Genomic DNA, 18,194 nt, shown 5'->3' on the forward strand with positions numbered 1-18,194 from the left:
GGCTCCATCTTACTATTTTACCCGGCAACTCACTTGCGGCCGCGATTTTTTCCACGGCGCGTGCTCTTCTGTTGTATGCGTGACCGCGAAGCGGTCAACGCGCCGCCGGCCGCCAAAGCCGGCAGGTTGCGCCCCAAGCCATTGGGCGCGGGCAGACCGTACCCCACCCATACTTGATTAGATGCAGTTCGGAAGCCAAAGTAATCCGGCTCCAGGCTGACGTGGCGCCGCGCCGGCTTGTCCAGAAGCACGGCCAGGCGCAACGAGCGGGGCCGGCTTTCGCCCAGGCGGCGCAGGAGAAATTCCTGGGTCACGCCGCTTTCGATCACCACATCCACCAGCAGGACGTCCCGGCCGCGGAGGTCGGGCCGCTTGCCGAAGAAAACTTCGCGCAGGGGGCGGTTATTGTGCCTGACGTCGCGCACGTCCGCGGAAACAAAGTGACAGGTCACCGGCCCGGGCAGGTGGCGGACGAGATCGGCGGCAAAAATGAAGCCGCGGTCCATGGTGATGACCACGTCCAAGCGGCGGCCGCGGTAGTCCCTGTGAATGGCTTTGCCCAGGGCGGCCACCTGTTTGGCGATGCGTGGCGCGGAATAGCCCGCGCGCGAACGGCTGCTCAGCATGATTCCTCGGCGATTACGATCCCAACCTGGGTACGTGCATCCGGTGCGAATTCTGCGGCGACCGGAAAGCCGCGGACCCACGCGATCGCTCCGCCGCTCGTCAGGACCGGCCAGCCCTCGCGTGCCCACCGGCTGATGCGCTTTTCCAGGAACAGGCGCTTCAGTTTGTGCGGCTGCTGGTGGCCCGCGGGGCGAAAGGCATCCCCGGGCCGCCAGTTCCGCAAAAGGAGTGGTTCACGGAGCCGGTTGCGGTCCAACACCGCCGCTACCTCCCTAGTTTCTCCCCTCTGCGCAGGCCAGTCAATCACCGTGAGATGGAAGACGCGGTGCAGTTGCGGCACGGTCACGGTGGCGCCGCCCGCTCCGAGATGCACCGGATAGGCAAATTCCAGCGCCGCCGGGCCAGCAGCGGACGCCACGGAGGGCCCGCGGAGCACGATGGCGTCCAGATCGCGCCGCGCTTCCACGCCGCCCGGCAGCTGCAGTACGTTGCCGCTGGGGCCGTGTTCGGCCAGACGCAAGAGCGCTTCGAGGTGCTGCGCAGTGAGCTGGCCGGGGCGCTGCTTCACGCTCTCGACGATGCGCCGCAGCAGGCGCTTGCTCAGCGCCCGCGCCGTCGCTGCTCTTTCTTTCTCCGTGATCCCGGCGCCTTCTGCATGCGTGACCGCGAGGCGGTCAACGGTGTCGAGTCCTTTTTCTTTCTTCCACGGCAGCAGCAGATCCGCGGTGCGGATGCGCACCGCATTCTCTTCGCGCTGGGCTAGCGCCGCCATGCGCTCCGCCGCCAGGGCTTCGAGGAAGGCCTCGTCCTCGCGGGCGCGCTCCGCCAGGGCGGTCAGGTGCGCGACGACGGCGGGCTGGAATTTCCGCTCCAGCAGCGGCAGCAGCTTGCGGCGAATGCGCGCGCGCAGGCGCGTCAGGTCCAGATTGGTGACGTCCTCGCGCCAGCGCTGTTTGCGCGCCCGCAGATAGGCGCGCAGCTCCGCGCGGCGCAGCTCGAGCAGCGGGCGCACCACGTGGCCCACCACCGGATGGATGCCGCCGAGGCCGGCCAGTCCCGTGCCGCGCAGGATGTGCGCCAGGACGGTCTCCGCCTGGTCGTCGGCGGTGTGGGCCACGGCGACGCGCTCGGCGTGGCCCTCCTGCACCAGGCGCACGAAGAATTCGTAGCGCAGGCGCCGCGCCGCGTCTTCGAGATTGCCGCGCCGCCGCCGGGCCTCCGCGGCCACGTCCGCGCGGTGCACGTGAAAGGGAAGCGCGCGGGCCGCGGCGAGGCGGGCCACGAACTTTTCGTCCGCGTCGGAAGCCTTGCCGCGCAGCTGGTGATTGAAGTGCGCGACGCTGAGCACGATGCCCAGCCGCTCGCGCAGCTCTTCGAGCAGGAGCAGGAGGGCCACGGAATCGGCGCCGCCGGAAACGGCCACGGCGACGCGGTCGCCGGGGCGCAGCATCTCCCGGCGCTGGAGCGCGTGCAGCACGCGGCGCACCAGGTCGTTGCGCCCGGGGCTTTCGGTGCGCGCGCGTTTCGGCGATGGCTTTTTCGGGGGCATGGCGCTCCGCAGCTATCGTAGCAACGCCGGCCGGGTAGGTCGAGTATTCCTCCTCCGCAGCAAGCGGCGGAGCGGGAACTAGCGCGTGCGGGTCATGTGGAAGAAGAAGATCACGAGGAGCTGGGCGTCGCGCAGCAGGTTGAAGGGAAGCTGGAGCACGGGGATGCGCACCCAGCGCCGCTCGCTCCAGCGCTCCCGCACCGTGCTCCAGAAGGCCGCGAGATCCCGGCGCGTGTACACCTTGCCGGGCACCAGCAGCGGGCTCCACTTGGCCCAGAAGAGATGCAGCTTGGAGGGCACGTGCAGCGAAGGGAAGTGCGCCTTGGCGCGCCGGTAGGCGGCCTGCAGATCCGCTGGCTTCAGCCGGCCGTAGGCGGCGCGAATCCTGGTGAGCTCTTCCACGACGCGCTGCTCGGCTTCGGAGGGGTGGCGCGTCTGCAGCCACAGCTCTTCCATCTCGGTCAGGATGCGCAGCATGCCCCGGAGGTCCGCGCGAATCTCCCTGGCGCGGGTCTTGAAGTATTCCCAGCGCGAAAGGATAGGAAAGCCCGGGCGGCGGTTCTTGCGCCCTTTCAGGCGGAAGAAGCCGCACATCATGGGATGGCGGCCCTCGGTGAGGATGGAGTTGCGGTACCACAGGAAGCGCAGGAAATTGTTCCAGTAGTTGGCGCGGGGACCGCGCTGCAGCAGCTCCTTCATGTTTTCGAAGCTGTAGAAATTGTTCCAGGCTTCGAAATAGCTGGCGCGCCACGCGCCGTCTTTCATGTGCGGATGCGCGGTGACCTCGTGGTGCGAGTCGTAGAGATTGAAATCGGGGTGCATCCATTCGCCGCGGCGGGCCGTGTGCAGATGGTCCATGGAGCCGGGCAGGGGCATGAGCATGAAGAAAGAGGCGTGATCGGGGCGCACCGTGTGCTTGAGGAATTCCACGTCGCGGCGCACCGATTCCGCCGTGTCGTGGGGGAAGCCGACGATGTAGCCGACGTGCGTGGAGATGTCGGAGGTGCGGTAGGCCTCGATGAGCTGCGCGTACTCGTGTACGTGGTTCTGGTTCTTGCCCGCGGCGGCGAGGTTGGCGGGGTTGACGCTCTCCATGCCGATGAAGACGTTGATGCAGCCGGCGCGCCGCGCCTTGCCGACGAAGTTCTTGATCTTCCAGGAGAGCACGTCCACCTGCATCATGAACTCGACGGGAATTTTTTCTTCCTCGCGCAGGCGGATCAGCGCGTCGAAGATGGCTTCCCAGTTCTTGTTGCGGGCGAAGTTGTCGTCGGTGAAGAAATAGAAGGTGATGCCGTGATCGCGGAAGTTGCGGCGCAGGGCCGCGGCGATGTGCTCGGCGGAGCGGAAGCGCATCTTGCGCCCCTGCACGTTAATGATGGTGCAGAAGGTGCATTCGAAGGGGCAGCCGCGCCCGCAATCCAGCGTGCCAAAATTCGGGGCCACGAACTTGCGCAGATACTTCTTGCGCACCACGGGGATGGGTTTTTCGTAAAGGTCGGGCTTGTCGTTGAGGAAGTCGTAGAGCGGCCGCAGGCGGCCGTGCACCGCGTCCGCGAGCAGGTCGCCCCAGGTCTCCTCGACCTCGCCCTTCACGATGGTTACGCCTTCGTCCAGGAGTTGCTGGATGTCCGGCGGGATCGCCGGGAGCAGGGCCAGATAGCCGCTGACGTGGAAGCCGCCGATCAGCACGGTGAGGCCGGCGCGGCGGAAGACACGCGCCAGGTCCACGGCGCGGGGAAACTGGTTGGTCTGCACGCCGGCGAGGCAGACGATGGTCCTGGTGTGCGCGTTGCGCTGCGAGCGGCAGATGCGCTTCACCGGAACCTTGTCCACGGTTTCGTCGAAGAGGTGCACCTGGACGCGTACGTCCTCACCGAGGCGCTTCTGGGCCACGACCTCTTCGGTCAGACCGGCCAGGCAGGCCAGGGTGTTGCTGGGCAATACGCCGCGCCAGTGGCGGACGACGTAGCCGTCGTCGTCGTATTGCGTGGGCTTGATGAGGTAAAGCTGAACGTTGCGTACCATAGATGCGATTGCTGCGAAGGCGGCTTTCTTTGACGAAGGGGAATCTTGAATCCGACCTAAGTTTACGCGCCCAGGCGGGAGGCGGCAAGACGAATCGCGCACCGGAGAAGAGTTCTTTCTAATGTCGAAACCGTCTTGCAGAGGGGAGGCCCGCCAGCGTGTTCTTCGCCAGTCACGAGTCGCTGCCGCTCACACGTTTGGCCGGCGCTGATGCCAGTCGGTGGCCAACTGGTAGGCGTGGGCGCACTCGATGCAAGTATCCTCGCGGAAAGCATCGCCCACGAACTGGATGCCCATGGGCAGGTTCTTTTCCCTGGTGAAGCCGCAGGGCACGGAAATGGCCGGCAAGCCCGCGACGTTGGACATGCCAATGACGTTCCACTTCTGGATGCTGGGCGGCGGCGCTTCCGTTTTCTTCTCCGCCGCCTGGTCTTTTTTCCCGGGAGCCGGAGCATCGAAGTTGCGATCCAGCGGCGGCGCGGGCGCGATGCGGCTGGGGGCCACCAGCGCGTCGTACTTCTCAAACAGCCGGGCCACTTCCGTCTGAATCTGCGTGCGGATGCGGAAGGCATCGAGATAATCCGCGGCGGTCAATCCCAGCGTGGAACGCAAGCCTGCGCGCTGCGTGTCGTCGATCAGCTCGTCCACGCGCCCGCTCTCGATGAAGGGGCGGAAGATGGAGCCGGCCTCCGCCATGTACAGGGCTTCCGCCACCGCCCCGTAGGGGAGCTCCGGCAACTCCAACGGCTCGAGTTTGGCGCCCAGCGAACGCAGCACGGCGCAGGCTGCATCGAACGCCGCGCCCACTTCCGGATCGCCGTGGGCGGTGAAGTCCGGGCGCACCACGCCCAGGGTTTTGCGGGAGAGCGAGCGGGCGCGCTTTTCGTCGTTCGGCGGCCACCAGAAAAAAGGCACCTGGCTGGAGGTGGCGTCGCTGGGGTCCTCGCCGGCGATGGCGTTGAGCACCAGCCCGCAGTCCAGCGCGCTGCGGCACATGGGGCCGAGCTTATCCATGGTCCAGGAGAGGGCCATGGCGCCGTGGCGGCTCACGCGGCCGTAGGTGGGTCGCAGGCCGCTCACGCCGGAAAATGCGCTGGGAGTGATGATCGAGCCGAGCGTCTCCGAGCCGATGGCGAAGGCCACCAGCCCCGGGGGCACGGCCGCGCCCGGCCCGCTGGAGCTGCCACCGGCCCAGTGCGCGAGGTTGTAGGGGCAGCGCGCGGCGCCCTGCAGCGAGGCGTAGCCGCTGTTGTAGCCGCCGCCGCCCGCCAGTTCGATCATGGCCAGTTTGGCGACGAGGATGGCGCCGGCTTCGCGCAGCTTGCGCACCACGGTGGCGTCGTGGTCGAAGACCTGGTTCCGGAAGGGCGGCGCACCCCAGGTGGTGGGAATGCCGCGGGTGGCCAGGAGGTCCTTCGCGCCGTAGGGAATGCCATGCAGCGGCCCGCGGGAGTTCCCGGCGGCGATTTCACGCTCGGCAATGCGCGCTTCGTCCAGGGCGCGCTCGCGGGTGATGGTGGCCACGGCGCCGAGCTTCGGCCCCAGTTGCTCGAGGCGCGCGAGAGTGGCTTCGGCCAGCTCCACCGGCGAAATCTTACGCTCCTGGATCAGCTTGCCCAGTTCTTGCACGCTCAGATAGAGGATGTCCTCGCCGACCATGCCGCTTCTCCTTGTACCGTCAGATGAGTCCGTGGTGCGTCACAGTTGAGATCCTTCGGGCTGTAAAGGGCGCAGCCCTCAGGATGACAACGGGATTGAAATCGCCTGCCCGGGACGGAGGATGATTCCCCGGTCAAACGGGCTGGCGGCGCCCTTTGCTACTGAATCTGAAATGCGCACTGAACCGTCGCGCTCACCGTGATTTTCTCCGGCTGCGGCACTGGCGGAGGAGGAGCAGCAGCTCTCTTATTCTTGCTAAACATTCCGCCGCTATCGGCGACTTCGATGGCTTGCAGGGTGTTGTATTCCGCCATCGTATAGGCATCCATGCGGGAGACGCCGACGATCTGTTTCACGTCTAGATTGGCAAAGCGCAGAGCTCCGACCTTCTGGCCCTTCTGCTCGAGCGCCGCGCTGGCGCGCCCGATGGCGCGTTTCATAGCTTCGGCGACGGCTTTTTGCTTGGCGGCTTCTTCGTCAGCCAGCGAGTAAGTCAGCGAGCGGAAATCGGCGATTCCATCCTGGATGGATTCGTCCAGGAGGGTTCCGAGCTTGGAAAAGTCTCTCACCCTGAGCACGAGACGGCCGCTGACGCGGTAGGAGCGCGCGCGTTTTTTGCGGTCGCCTTCGTAGAAGGGCTGCACGGTGAGCACGCCCATGGAGATGTCATCTTTCTTGAGACCATTGCGTTCAGCCAGGTCCACGATCTTGCGCATAGACTGGGTGGCCTTGTCGTAGGCCAGCTTCAGCTCTTTTTCCTGTGCGCTGATGTCGAAGGTCAGAATGGCGAGGTCCGGATCGGCTTCGTAAGTGCCGTCGGCCTGTACCACTAGCGTATCGGCGATAAATTTCACTTCCGGGTTTTGCGCCCCCGCTGTGTGCGGCAGGAAAAAGAGGGAGAATAAAACCAGGAAACCCAGAGATGAGATAGGTCGCTTCATGAAAGCCTCCAGTACTCGAGGATTGCTGCCGCTTCAGTCCTTACTTCACTCCTCTACCTCTGAAGTTCCTTGCTTCCCTGCCTTTTCTTCTCGCGTGGTTTGGCGGCGAAGACGAAGGCGGGCTCGAGATCGTAAGGCAGGGGCTTGGCGTGCAGCGCCGCGGCCACCTCCTGGCGCTCCGCCTCCGCTTTTGTCTGCAGTTCTGCGGCGCGGCCTGCGCTGGGCGCTGGCGCGCTTTGCGGTTTCGGGGCTTCCTGCGGGAAGGCCAGCCATGTTGTGGCCAGGGGCACCGCTGCGGCGACGGCTGCGCGGCGGGAAAACTCGCGGCGCGTGATTTTGGTCATGGTCATTGATTATATGTGACCGCGAAGCGGTCTACCTCCGGGCTGGCTTTTTCCGGAGGGACATGCTAACATGTCCAAGTTGGCTATGCGTCTTGCGGAAAGCTGTAAGACGCTTCTTTGACGAGTTCCCACAACATCTGTGGAAAACGGAAAAGAGCCGAGAGAGATGTTGACAACGTCGCATCTCTTCCGTATAGTCACTGTTTGTCAGTACGCCTTTCTGCAGGACAGGGGGGCCTTGCTCTTTGACAACCGATACGATGTGCCAGAATCCGTTCGAAACCATTCGGCTTTTCGAGCCCGAATGGTCTGAGTAGTAAATCGAGCGATCAACAATTTGCTTGGACAGGCTGGCTCCGGTGCAAACCGGAGTTTTTTATTTGTCCAGGCGACAGGTTTCAAACGAGAGTTTGATCCTGGCTCAGAGCGAACGCTGGCGGCGTGCTTAACACATGCAAGTCGAGTGCGTAGCTTCTGTAGCAATACAGGAGTGGGCGCACGGCGCACGGGTGAGTAACACGTGGGCAATCTGCCCTCCGATGGGGAATAACCCCGCGAAAGCGGGGCTAATTCCGCATAATATTCCGGGGACCTCGGTCCCTGGTTTCAAAGGCGTAAGTCGTCGGAGGAGGAGCCCGCGCACGATTAGCTAGTTGGTAGGGTAACGGCCTACCAAGGCTATGATCGTTAGCTGGTCTGAGAGGATGGCCAGCCACACTGGAACTGAGACACGGTCCAGACTCCTACGGGAGGCAGCAGTGGGGAATATTGCGCAATGGGCGAAAGCCTGACGCAGCGACGCCGCGTGGGGGATGAAGCTTCTCGGAGTGTAAACCCCTTTCGACCCGGACGAATGCCCCGCAAGGGGAGTGACGGTACGGGTATAAGAAGCCCCGGCTAACTACGTGCCAGCAGCCGCGGTAATACGTAGGGGGCCAGCGTTGCTCGGAATTACTGGGTGTAAAGGGTTCGTAGGCGGTGCGGCAAGTCGGGAGTGAAATCTCTGGGCTCAACCCAGAGGCTGCTTCCGAAACTGCTGTGCTCGAGTGTGGGAGAGGCGTGTGGAATTGCAGGTGTAGCGGTGAAATGCGTAGATATCTGCAGGAACACCCGTGGCGAAAGCGGCACGCTGGACCACTACTGACGCTGAGGAACGAAAGCTAGGGGAGCAAACAGGATTAGATACCCTGGTAGTCCTAGCCCTAAACGATCAGGACTTGGGGTGTCTCGTGTTCGCGAGACGTCCCGGAGCTAACGCGTTAAGTCCTGCACCTGGGGAGTACGGTCGCAAGACTGAAACTCAAAGGAATTGACGGGGGCCCGCACAAGCGGTGGAACATGTGGTTCAATTCGACGCTACGCGAGGAACCTTACCTGGGCTCGAAGCGCACCGGACCATCCCTAGAAATAGGGACTTCCCGCAAGGGACCTGTGTGGAGGCGCTGCATGGCTGTCGTCAGCTCGTGCCGTGAGGTGTTGGGTTAAGTCCCGCAACGAGCGCAACCCCTGCACGTAGTTGCCACTCCGCAAGGAGGGAACTCTACGTGGACTGCTCCGGATAACGGAGAGGAAGGTGGGGATGACGTCAAGTCCGCATGGCCTTTATGTCCAGGGCTACACACGTGTTACAATGCAGGGTACAAACCGTTGCCAACCCGCGAGGGGGAGCTAATCGGAGAAAACTCTGCTCAGTTCGGATTGCAGTCTGCAACTCGACTGCATGAAGCTGGAATCGCTAGTAATGGCGTATCAGATCGACGCCGTGAATACGTTCCCGGGCCTTGTACACACCGCCCGTCACATCACGAAAGTGAGTTGTACTAGAAGTCGCCACGCTAACTCGCAAGAGGGGCAGGCGCCCAAGGTATGACTCATGATTGGGGTGAAGTCGTAACAAGGTAGCCGTAGGAGAACCTGCGGCTGGATCACCTCCTTTCTAAAGAAAACGGCATGTACTTCCCGTGCAGGTGTGCGGGATTTGTACGGCCCACTTCCCAGACAAGCTTGCTTGTTTGGGAGGGCTGCTCCAGGCTCTCACGGGTCTGCGGCAGGCTCGTTTTACTCTCTACTCGCGGCGCGCAAGCGCTGCGGGTTCGGGCGGATTCTGGCAGATCGTATCGGTCAAAGAGCACTCAACGTATCGAGTTTCCAGGGCGGACTTCCAGTCCGCCCTTTTTTTTGCGCAGACAATTCGGGAGAATGGAAAAGGGCCGCTGAGAACTCAGCGGCCCTTTTTGCGCGCGGCGGTGCCCGCCCCGATTTCCTTTACATCTTCAGCGTATTGGGCGTGAACTGACCATATGCGCCTGTCTGCCTGCGCATGGCGCCCGTCAGAAAGCTCCGGGATTCGGCCGCTGCGTTCCGCGAGATGCAGAGTGCGACCGGATGAGCGGGTCGCACCCGCAAACTTGCACGAAAAGTGTTGAACGGAGCCGGAAAAGTGCGAGAATGGCCCGGAAGCGCCCGCCAGGGGTGCTTGCCACGCTAGACGCCCTGCAGAGAATACCCGTACAACGCGAGGAGGCATCATGGACCAAGCCCTCGACGTGCACCGCCTGCACTTCGCATTCACGGTCACGTTCCACTACATCTTCCCGCAACTGACCATGGGGCTGGCGCTGTTGCTGGTCTATCTGAAGACCAAGGCGCTGCGCACCAACGATGAGCACTATAACCGCGCGGCGCGTTTCTGGGCGCGAATATTCGGCATCAATTTTGCGCTGGGCGTGGTGACGGGCATCCCCATGGAATTTCAGTTTGGCACCAACTGGGCGGAATTTTCGAAAAGCGCCGGCGGGGTCATCGGGCAGACGCTGGCGATGGAAGGCGTCTTTTCCTTTTTCCTGGAGTCCAGTTTTCTCGGACTGTTTTTATTCGGGGAGAAGAAACTCGGCCGGGTGGGGCATTGGTGGGCGGCCTTTCTGGTGTGGCTGGGATCATGGCTCTCCGGGTATCTGATCGTGGCCACCGATGCATGGATGCAGCATCCGACGGGGTACACACTGGGGCCGGAGGGCCAGTTTCAGCTCGCCAGCTTTTGGGAATTGGTGGTGAACAAGTGGGCGCTGTGGCAGTACGCGCACAACATGGTGGGCGCGGTGCAGACCGGGTGCTTCGTGATGGCCGCGGTCGGTGCGTTCTATCTGCTGACCAGCCGGCATGAGCAGTATGCGCGGACGTTCGTGAAAACGGGCGTACTGGTCGGCGCGGTCGCCGCCGTGCTGCAGATCTTCCCGACGGGGGACATGCAGGGCCGGATGATTGCCAAGCACCAGCCGCCGACGCTGGCGGCCATGGAAGGGCTGTTCGTCTCCGAGCAGGGCGCGCCGCTGGTGATTCTGGGCCAGCCGGACGTGCAGAAGCGCCGCCTGGACAACCCGTTGGTCGTGCCCAGGGCGCTAAGCTTTCTCACCTATCAAAACTGGAGCGCGAACGTGAAGGGGCTGGACAGCTTTCCGGAGGAGCAGTGGCCGGACAAGATTCCCCTGCTCTATTACAGCTATCACGTCATGGCCGGGCTCGGAACGATCTTCCTTGCGGTGATGGCGATTGCCGCGTGGCTGCTATGGCGCGGCACCCTGTACACCTCCCGCGCCATGCTCTGGACGCTGCTGCTTTGCGCACCGCTGCCGTACATCGCCAATACCGCCGGGTGGATGACGGCGGAGCTGGGCCGCCAGCCCTGGCTGATCTACGGCTTGATGCACACGGCGAAGGGCATCTCGCCGCGGGTGGCCGCGGGGAATGCGTGGTTCACGCTGCTGGGGTTCATGGGAATGTACGCGGTGCTGACGATCCTGTGGCTGTTTCTCGTCCACCACGAGATCGAGCGCGGGCCGGAACTGACCGTAGCGGAGTGAGGAGGAGCCGAAATGGAAACGATCTGGTTCTGCCTCGTCGCGATCATGATCGCGATGTACGTGCTGCTCGACGGATTCGACCTGGGAGCGGGCGCGATTCACCTGCTGGTGGCCAAGACGGACGCCGAACGGCGGCAGGTGCTCGCGAGCATTGCCCCGGTGTGGGACGGCAACGAAGTGTGGCTATTGGCCGCGGGTGGGGTTCTGTACTTCGCCTTTCCCGCGTTGTATGCCTCGGGTTTCAGCGGATTCTACCTGCCGTTGATGATCGTGCTGTGGCTGCTGATTCTGCGCGGGAGCGCCATCGAATTCCGCAACCACATTGAGAGCGCCGTGTGGGCCCCGCTGTGGGATTTCCTGTTCTGCGCCGCGAGCCTGCTGCTGGCCGTGTTCTACGGGGCGGCCCTCGGCAACGTCGTGCGCGGCGTGCCCCTGGATGGGAGCGGGTACTTTTTCGAGCCGCTGTGGACGAATTTCCGGCTGGGCGAGGAGACCGGGATCCTGGACTGGTACACGATCCTGGTCGGCGTGCTGGCGCTGGCCGCGCTGGTGATGCACGGCGGGCTGTGGGTGCAGTGGAAAACGGCGGGCGTGGTGAACCGGCGCGCGGGCCGCGCCGCGGGACAGGCGTGGTGGGCGGTGATTGCCCTGACGGCACTCGTGACGGCGTTGACCTTGCGCGTGCAGCCACAAGTGGCCCTGAATTTCCGGACCTGGCCATGGGGCTATCTCCTGCCGCTGCTGGCGGTGGCGGGTCTGGCCGGCGTGGGCTGGAACCTGGTGAGGAAGAAGGAGCGCATGGCGTTCTTTTCCTCGTGCCTGTACCTCGTGGGGATGCTGACGAGCGTAGTCTTCGGGGTGTACCCGATGGTGCTGCCGGCGCGGAATCCGGTGTATGCCCTGACGATTGCGAGCGCCAAAGCAGGCGCCTACGGCCTGAAGATCGGGCTGGTTTGGTGGATCATCGGGATGATCCTGACGGCCGGATATTTCACATTCGTGTACCGGTCGTTTGCCGGAAAGATCGAGGCCGAAGAGAAGTTACAGGATTCTTGGGGCGAATGAGCCGGGCCAGCGCGGGTGGGGCGCGAAGCGCAAGCAGCGAGGCTTCCCCGCGGCAACGGTTTTGAGGCAGGGGTTCGACTCCGCCACGTGCCAAGTGCGAAACACAGGTACGGCGGCGGCATTGACCAACCGAAAAGCAGGTGCGTAAGGTGCAAGAAGGGAGCTCGGGTGTGCGCCGAGCCCGAGTGGGGCGATGTGTCGCTGGTACACCGCGCAAGACGCCTGAGGGATTGAGACAGAAAAAAGAGGAAGAGCCAGCGGGGATTTCTCCTTCCTGCTGAATTGCTGATGGGGACGCCGAACAAAGCCGGGCGGTATGAAATCATGGGCGAACTGGGCCGCGGCGCCATGGGTGTCGTCTATAAGGCCCTGGACCCGGTGATCGGGCGCACCGTGGCGGTCAAGACTATCCGCCTCTCGGCGGAAGGTTCAGGGCTGTCGCGGCCCGAGATGTTGCAGCGCTTCCAGACGGAAGCGCGCGCCGCAGGCCTGCTCACGCACCCCAACATCGTGGTGGTCTATGATGCGGGCGAAGAAGACGGCCTGTACTACATCACCATGGAACTGGTGGAGGGCAAGAGCCTGCAGGCCCTGCTGGAATCCGGGCAGCGGTTCCCGCTGGCGCGGGTGCTGCGCATCCTGGAGCAGACCTGCTCGGCGCTGCAGTTCGCGCACGAGCGCAACGTCGTGCACCGCGACATCAAGCCCGCCAACCTGATGATGACCGCGGACGACACCGTGAAGGTGACGGACTTCGGCACCGCCAAGATCCTTCAGTTCGGCAGCACCCAGCAGACCGCGCACGTCATGGGCACGCCCAGCTACATGTCCCCGGAACAGGTGAAGGGCAAGGCTGTGGACGGGCGCTCGGACATCTTTTCGCTGGGCGTAATGTTCTACGAGATGATGACCGGGGAAAAGCCCTTTCCGGGGCAGAACATCACCACGGTCATTTACAAAATCGTGAATGAGGAGCCCCAGCCGCCGCGGCAGATTGATCCTTCCATTCATCCCGGGATCGACGCGGTGATCCTGAAGGCTCTGACCAAAGATCCCAACGCCCGCTACCAGAGTTGCTACGAGATGCTCGAGGATTTGCGCAACTACCGCTCGGTCGGCGGCAGTGCGGAATCCACCATGGTCCTGAGCGCTGCTCCGGCAGCCGGTGGCCATCGAGCCCCGCGTGCCGCCGCCCCGCCGCCCCGAGCGCCTGCGCCCCCGGCGGCCGTCCAGCCGCTGCGCCTGCGCCCGGATCCCAGCCCGGCGAGCGCCGCGAGTCCGGCGCCAACGCCTGCCGTGCACCGCGCGGCGCCGGCCGAGCCTCCGCAAAAGTCCAAGAGCATGCTGGGAACGATGCTCGCCGCGCTGTTTCTTCTCGGCGTGATCATCTTCGGCAGCTACCGTGTGCGCCCGTTCTTCGAGGACCTGATGCAACGGCGTGAAGCGCAGCGCGCGGAAGGGAAGAATCCGGCCGTGGCTGTCACGCCGCCAGTACCCGTGGAGGACCCATCCACGGAGAAGGAAGCGAGTTTGCCAGCGCCTCTTCCTGCAAGCCCAGGCACCGGCGCTGTCGAGACGAAGCCCGTGGAGAGTCCGGCAGCGAGCGCGCCGCTGAAGAGACCCGGGAGTCCCCTGAGCCCCGGGGCCGCAGAATTCAAGGGGCGTATGGAAGAAGTCATCGCGCAAAGGGGTTTAACCGGCCGCGTGAAACTGGGCGGCACCGGGAACACCCTGACACTGACCGGGCGGTTGCGCCCGAGCGAGCATCGCGATCTCCTGGAGAGCCTGCGCTCTGCGCCGAAAAGCGTGCAGATCGTGGACGATGTCAACTACGACGACATAGCGGAGAGCGCGCCGGGATCGGAAGCCGCCGGCGAGCATCCCGTTCCGCTCACCGGGCGCGGCGCGATTCACGTGGTGACGGATGTAATCGGGGCCACGGCGACCTTGCGCGGGGCCGCGGGGATCCTGGTCAGCAATTGCCAGACGCCGTGCAGCTTCAACAATCTGCCCCCGGCGCCCTACCTCCTGGAGGTCAACAAGGACGGCTACCAGGCGGTCCGCGCGAATCTGCAGGTGCGTCCCAGGGCCGTGATTGACAAGAAGTTCGCGCTCGAATCGCTGGTGCAGGGAATCTATGTGCGCAGCCAGCCCCCGGGCGCGGATGTGTTCGTCAATGGCCAGAAACAACCCGGGAAAACACCCCTGAAACTGCCCATCGCTCCGGGCCAGTACGATCTCGTCGTGAGCCTGGAAGGCTATGAGCGCCATTCCGAACAGGTGCAGCTCAAGGACAACATTCAGACACAATTGGATGTCACGCTCACGCAGCGCTCCTACCATCCAGCCTGGGTCAACGTGGAAACCCGCCCGCCCGGCGCGGAGATCCTGATCGACGGTAAGCCCACCGGCAAATTTGCCCCCGCGCGCGTCGAGATGACCGCAGGAGCCCATTGGGTATCTTTCGCTCTGAACGGCTATCGCCCCAGCAAGAAGTTCGTGGGCGTGCAAGAAGGGCAGACCGTGGAGGTCAGCGCCGAGCTCGAGCGAAAGTTCCGGTAAGTATCCCTCCCCCACCCCCAGAACCTGCCCAAGTAGCACCCGACAGGTATCACTTAGGAACAGGCATCCCAGCATAGTTCTAGTACTTGCTATACTGCTTGGTGTAGGCAAAGGATTTATCCGTATTTCTCTACGGATGGTCAATTGCTCTATTTGCTTAGCGCGAGTCCTCTGTTTGTTCCGCAGCAGATTTGCTGACGGAGGGGTCCTCGCAGGCTTTCCAGGCCGGGGCCTGAGAAGCAGCAAGAAGGGAAGTTGACCGCGTGGCGGTCACACAGGGAAGGGTCCGGGATGCAGGTAAGGCAGCCCAGATATTGCGCCAGGAAGCAGAAATCACACAGGCGCAGGGATTCACGGTGTCCCCGATGAAAGAACTGCCGGCAATGATGGAGGATGTGCCGACGCTGGTCGCAGAGCCGCTGCGCATGGGCGAGACGCGCCGGCGCGAGGTGCACGTCGCGAAGGTGCAGCGTGCGCTACGCTCTCTGCAGATCCTGCTGCGTTCCACGCGGCTCTATCAGAAAGACCACCCGCAGACGATGGAAAGCCTGGATGCCGCCTACGAAGCATTGCGCGACGTGGCCGGCAGCCTGAACGGGCTGGAACTGCGCCTGGAGCGCGGCGGGGTCCTGGTGCCCAAGCTGGGCCCGGCGCCGCTGCCGGATGGACGCGGCGAATTGGCGTCGCTGGCGGACGATCTGCAGCGCGCGGGCATTAACGCTCTGTTCTTCGCAGAAAAATTCCACGTCGGCGAATTGGACACCTTCGCGCGCCTGATGCACGCGCCGCCGCAACGCGCGGAAGAGAAAGCGATGAACCAGAGCGGTGCGGGCCCCTGGGCGGCGCGCCTGGCGGAGAATTGTGTGGAAGGAATCCTGGTCAACGCCCAGAGTGAGCGGACCGTGGATTCGGTGCTGGCGAGCCTGGTGGCCGCGCTGGTGGCCTACGGCGGAAGCGCGCCGCAGGACGGCGGGGATCACACGCCCTTCAGCGCGCCGCACGTGGAAGATCTCGTACCCGCGCTGCGCCTGCTGGCCCGCCTGACGCCGCCGCTGGAAGCGGCGCGCGGGCTTTCCGCGGAGGACGCGGCGCGGGCCATCCATGCGGTGCTGGAACAGACCAGCAAGGCCACCGTGCGCCTGCTTTTCAGCACGATCTCTCAGTATGCGCCGCGCGATGCCGAGCGCGCGCAGCCCTACCTGCTGCGGCTTTCCGAGAGCCTGGTGCTGGAATTCCTGGGCGCGGAATTTGCCGCCGGAACGCTGGCCGCGGCCGGCGTGCGGCCGCTGTTCCAGCATTTGGGCGACGTACTGGTGTCTGCGGGCGCCTACGGCGGTCCGCATGCCTCGCAGCATCTTTCCGCGCTGGCCATGGAATGGGCCAAGGAAGCGCACCGCGAGCAGCTCATCGAGCGCTTCTGGTCGGAGCTGCCGGCACGGGAACGCTCCGCGACGCTGCGCGGGCCGGAGATCTGGTGCGTGCCGGTCTCGGCGTTGCGCCGCACGCTGCGCCATCTTTCGGACGCCGGAGCCGATGCGCCGCGGCGCGAAGCGCGCAGCATTCTGCTGAACTATGCACGAGGTCTCGCACTGACGGATCCCCTGGCGCGGCGTACGGTGGCCGCGGGCCTGGTGGAACTGACGCCCCTTCTGGAATCTCTGTGGCCCAATCAGCTTCCCGAGGACTTGAGCCGCGGGGCGCTGACGGCCCTGGAGAAAGAAACGATCCCCGAGAACGGGGCGCTGCTGGCGGCTTTCCTGGAGACGCTGGGCGGCATCGCCGTCACCCGCGCGGACTTTGCGGGTTTCGAAGCGATCCTGGCGGGGCTGGAGAAGGCGCCGCGCGATAGCGAACACGGGCACATGGCGGCGCTGGCGGAACGTCTGGTAGCGCAGGACCGCTGGCTGCTGCTGGTGGATGCCGCGCTGGCCAACCGCGCTCTCGATCCCATCGTGCCGCGCCTGCTACAGCGCGATCCGGAGCGCCTGCTGGACCGCCTGGCGCTGCTGCTGACCGAGCCCCGCGGCCAGGAGCAAGTGCCGGCCATGGCGCGGCTGCTGCGCGCGATCGGCGTGCCGGTGCTGGGCTTGCTCGAGGCCCGGCTGTATGAAGCGCGCCGGCAACGCGTGCTGGCGGCGATCAAGCTGCTCTCCGCCACCGACGCCGACCGGCTGCTGCGCGCGCTGCCTCGTGCGCTGGCGAGCTGGGAATGGAATCTGCAGGACTTGGCGGTATCCGAGCTGGCGCGGCCGGCCAACGCGGCTTCCGCGGTCAGCACCGCGTTCGTTTTTTCGGCGCTGCTCGCGGAAGCCCATCCGCTGGTCGTGCCGATGATGATCGACCACATCGGCGTGACCCAGGAGATGACGGCATTGGCCACCCTGATGGAGATTGCCGCCGGCGAGCACACCGTCCTGCGCGATCTTTTTGTGCGCATCAAGGCCATCGAGGCCCTCGGCCGCATGCGCGCGGGGGAAGCCGTGGGACTGCTGCACGAACTGGCCGAGGGCCGCGACGGCTTGAGCTATGCCGAGCCCGGCGGGCTGCGCGCCGCGGCCGATGAAGCCCTGGCGCTGATCGAGAACCGCCCGTCTTCCGCGCGCGTGCGCGCGGCCTATGAAACCCTAGGACAGATGAACCAGCCGTTCCCGGTGCCACGGCGCTACACTCGCGTGGCCCTGGAATCCCCGCTGACGGCGCAGATCGCAGGGCCGCAGTCCAGCTCCGCGCGCGTGCGCACCATCAGCCTGGGCGGCGCCTATCTGGAATCTCCCCGCAAGCTGGCGGTGGGCGACTCCATCCAGCTGGAGATGCGCGCGGGTATGCGCAAGATCCACTGCACCGCCGTGGTGCGCACCGCCGGTCCGGACGGCAGCGGCATCGAGATCGTGCACATGAAGGAAGACGACCGCGAGAAACTGCGTCGCCTGGTACATCGCCACCTGGATACCTGAGCGCGCGGCTCGAATTCTCCCGCGTTTCCCCGGAAAAATAGACCGGGCTACTCCACAAGCGGACGCCGGCCCCTGCGTCTGCGGCCCTTGGCCGTCCTGCGCACGGGGGCCGAGCGTATGCACCGACGTTTCATTCGACAGCCAGGTGAAAATCCGGCAAGCTTCTGGCAGGAGAGCGAAGAATGACCGTGCAAACCTGGATTGCCATCGTCGGGAATTGCGCCGCGGTGTGCACCACCGGCGCCTTTGTGCCCCAGGTCTGGAAGATCTGGAAGCAGGGCGGGCGCGACCTGTCCTACTCCATGCTGTACATCTACTTGCTCGGCGTGCTGCTGTGGCTGATCTATGGCCTGCTTCTGCGCGCGGAGGCCGTGATCCTGGCCAATGCGGCCACGCTGCTGCTGGTGCTGGCCGCATTGGTTCTCAAGCTGCGCGCCGAGCGCCGCGCCGCGCACCCGCCGGCCGCCAGGGCTGGGGTGTCTGCTTCGTAGTCCATTCGCCGCGCCCCCAAAAGATTCCTATTGAAAAGCGCCCGTGGTTGCAGTAAAAGCCGAGTATTCATTCGCTTACGCCTTAGGGAGCGAACAGGTCTGCAAACCGTAGCG

Annotated in this window: 11 protein-coding genes and 1 rRNA gene; 6 read left to right on the plus strand and 6 right to left on the minus strand. The window is 64.4% G+C overall.

Annotation, left to right across the window (positions count from 1 at the left end; all coding sequences use genetic code 11):
• Positions 1-29: 29 nt before the first annotated feature.
• From LAN61_03765 to LAN61_03790, 6 genes are all read right to left on the minus strand, one after another.
• On the minus strand, positions 30-626 hold the full coding sequence (locus tag LAN61_03765; GenBank protein ID MBZ5539622.1) for a hypoxanthine phosphoribosyltransferase: 597 nt from the start codon (positions 624-626) through the stop codon (positions 30-32).
• Positions 620-2,176 carry a tRNA lysidine(34) synthetase TilS gene (gene tilS / locus LAN61_03770; protein ID MBZ5539623.1) on the minus strand — a complete coding sequence of 519 codons (1,557 nt, stop codon included), beginning with the start codon at positions 2,174-2,176 and terminating at the stop codon, positions 620-622. The genes LAN61_03765 and tilS overlap by 7 nt, the downstream gene beginning before the upstream one ends.
• 78 nt (positions 2,177-2,254) lie before the next feature.
• The gene (locus tag LAN61_03775) at positions 2,255-4,204 is read right to left on the minus strand and encodes a radical SAM protein (GenBank protein MBZ5539624.1); all 1,950 of its coding nucleotides are present in this window, start codon (positions 4,202-4,204) and stop codon (positions 2,255-2,257) included.
• Between the two features lie 189 nt (positions 4,205-4,393).
• Positions 4,394-5,863, minus strand: a complete 1,470-nt coding sequence (locus LAN61_03780) for an amidase (protein MBZ5539625.1) — start codon at positions 5,861-5,863, stop codon at positions 4,394-4,396.
• Between the two features lie 158 nt (positions 5,864-6,021).
• Positions 6,022-6,804, minus strand: coding sequence for an SIMPL domain-containing protein (locus LAN61_03785; GenBank protein ID MBZ5539626.1), 783 nt, complete (start codon positions 6,802-6,804; stop codon positions 6,022-6,024).
• Positions 6,805-6,857: 53 nt separating this feature from the next.
• A complete protein-coding gene (locus tag LAN61_03790; protein ID MBZ5539627.1) occupies positions 6,858-7,148 on the minus strand; it encodes a hypothetical protein in 291 nt (96 codons plus the stop codon).
• Positions 7,149-7,546: 398 nt separating this feature from the next.
• Between LAN61_03790 and LAN61_03795 the strand changes: the two genes are divergently transcribed.
• From LAN61_03795 to LAN61_03820, 6 genes are all read left to right on the plus strand, one after another.
• A 16S ribosomal RNA gene (locus tag LAN61_03795) occupies positions 7,547-9,084 on the plus strand.
• 592 nt (positions 9,085-9,676) lie between these two features.
• A complete protein-coding gene (locus tag LAN61_03800; GenBank protein ID MBZ5539628.1) occupies positions 9,677-11,008 on the plus strand; it encodes a cytochrome ubiquinol oxidase subunit I in 1,332 nt (443 codons plus the stop codon).
• Between the two features lie 12 nt (positions 11,009-11,020).
• On the plus strand, positions 11,021-12,073 hold the full coding sequence (gene cydB / locus LAN61_03805; protein ID MBZ5539629.1) for a cytochrome d ubiquinol oxidase subunit II: 1,053 nt from the start codon (positions 11,021-11,023) through the stop codon (positions 12,071-12,073).
• 288 nt (positions 12,074-12,361) lie between these two features.
• Complete coding sequence (locus LAN61_03810; protein MBZ5539630.1) at positions 12,362-14,635, plus strand: protein kinase; 2,274 nt, start codon at positions 12,362-12,364, stop codon at positions 14,633-14,635.
• 356 nt (positions 14,636-14,991) lie between these two features.
• Positions 14,992-17,589 carry a PilZ domain-containing protein gene (locus tag LAN61_03815; GenBank protein MBZ5539631.1) on the plus strand — a complete coding sequence of 866 codons (2,598 nt, stop codon included), beginning with the start codon at positions 14,992-14,994 and terminating at the stop codon, positions 17,587-17,589.
• 182 nt (positions 17,590-17,771) lie between these two features.
• Entirely contained in the window at positions 17,772-18,080 is a 309-nt protein-coding gene (locus LAN61_03820) for a SemiSWEET transporter (GenBank protein MBZ5539632.1), read from the plus strand.
• Positions 18,081-18,194: the final 114 nt, after the last annotated feature.

The organism is Terriglobia bacterium, from assembly GCA_020072785.1.
Lineage (GTDB): Bacteria > Acidobacteriota > Terriglobia > Acidiferrales > UBA7541 > Acidiferrum.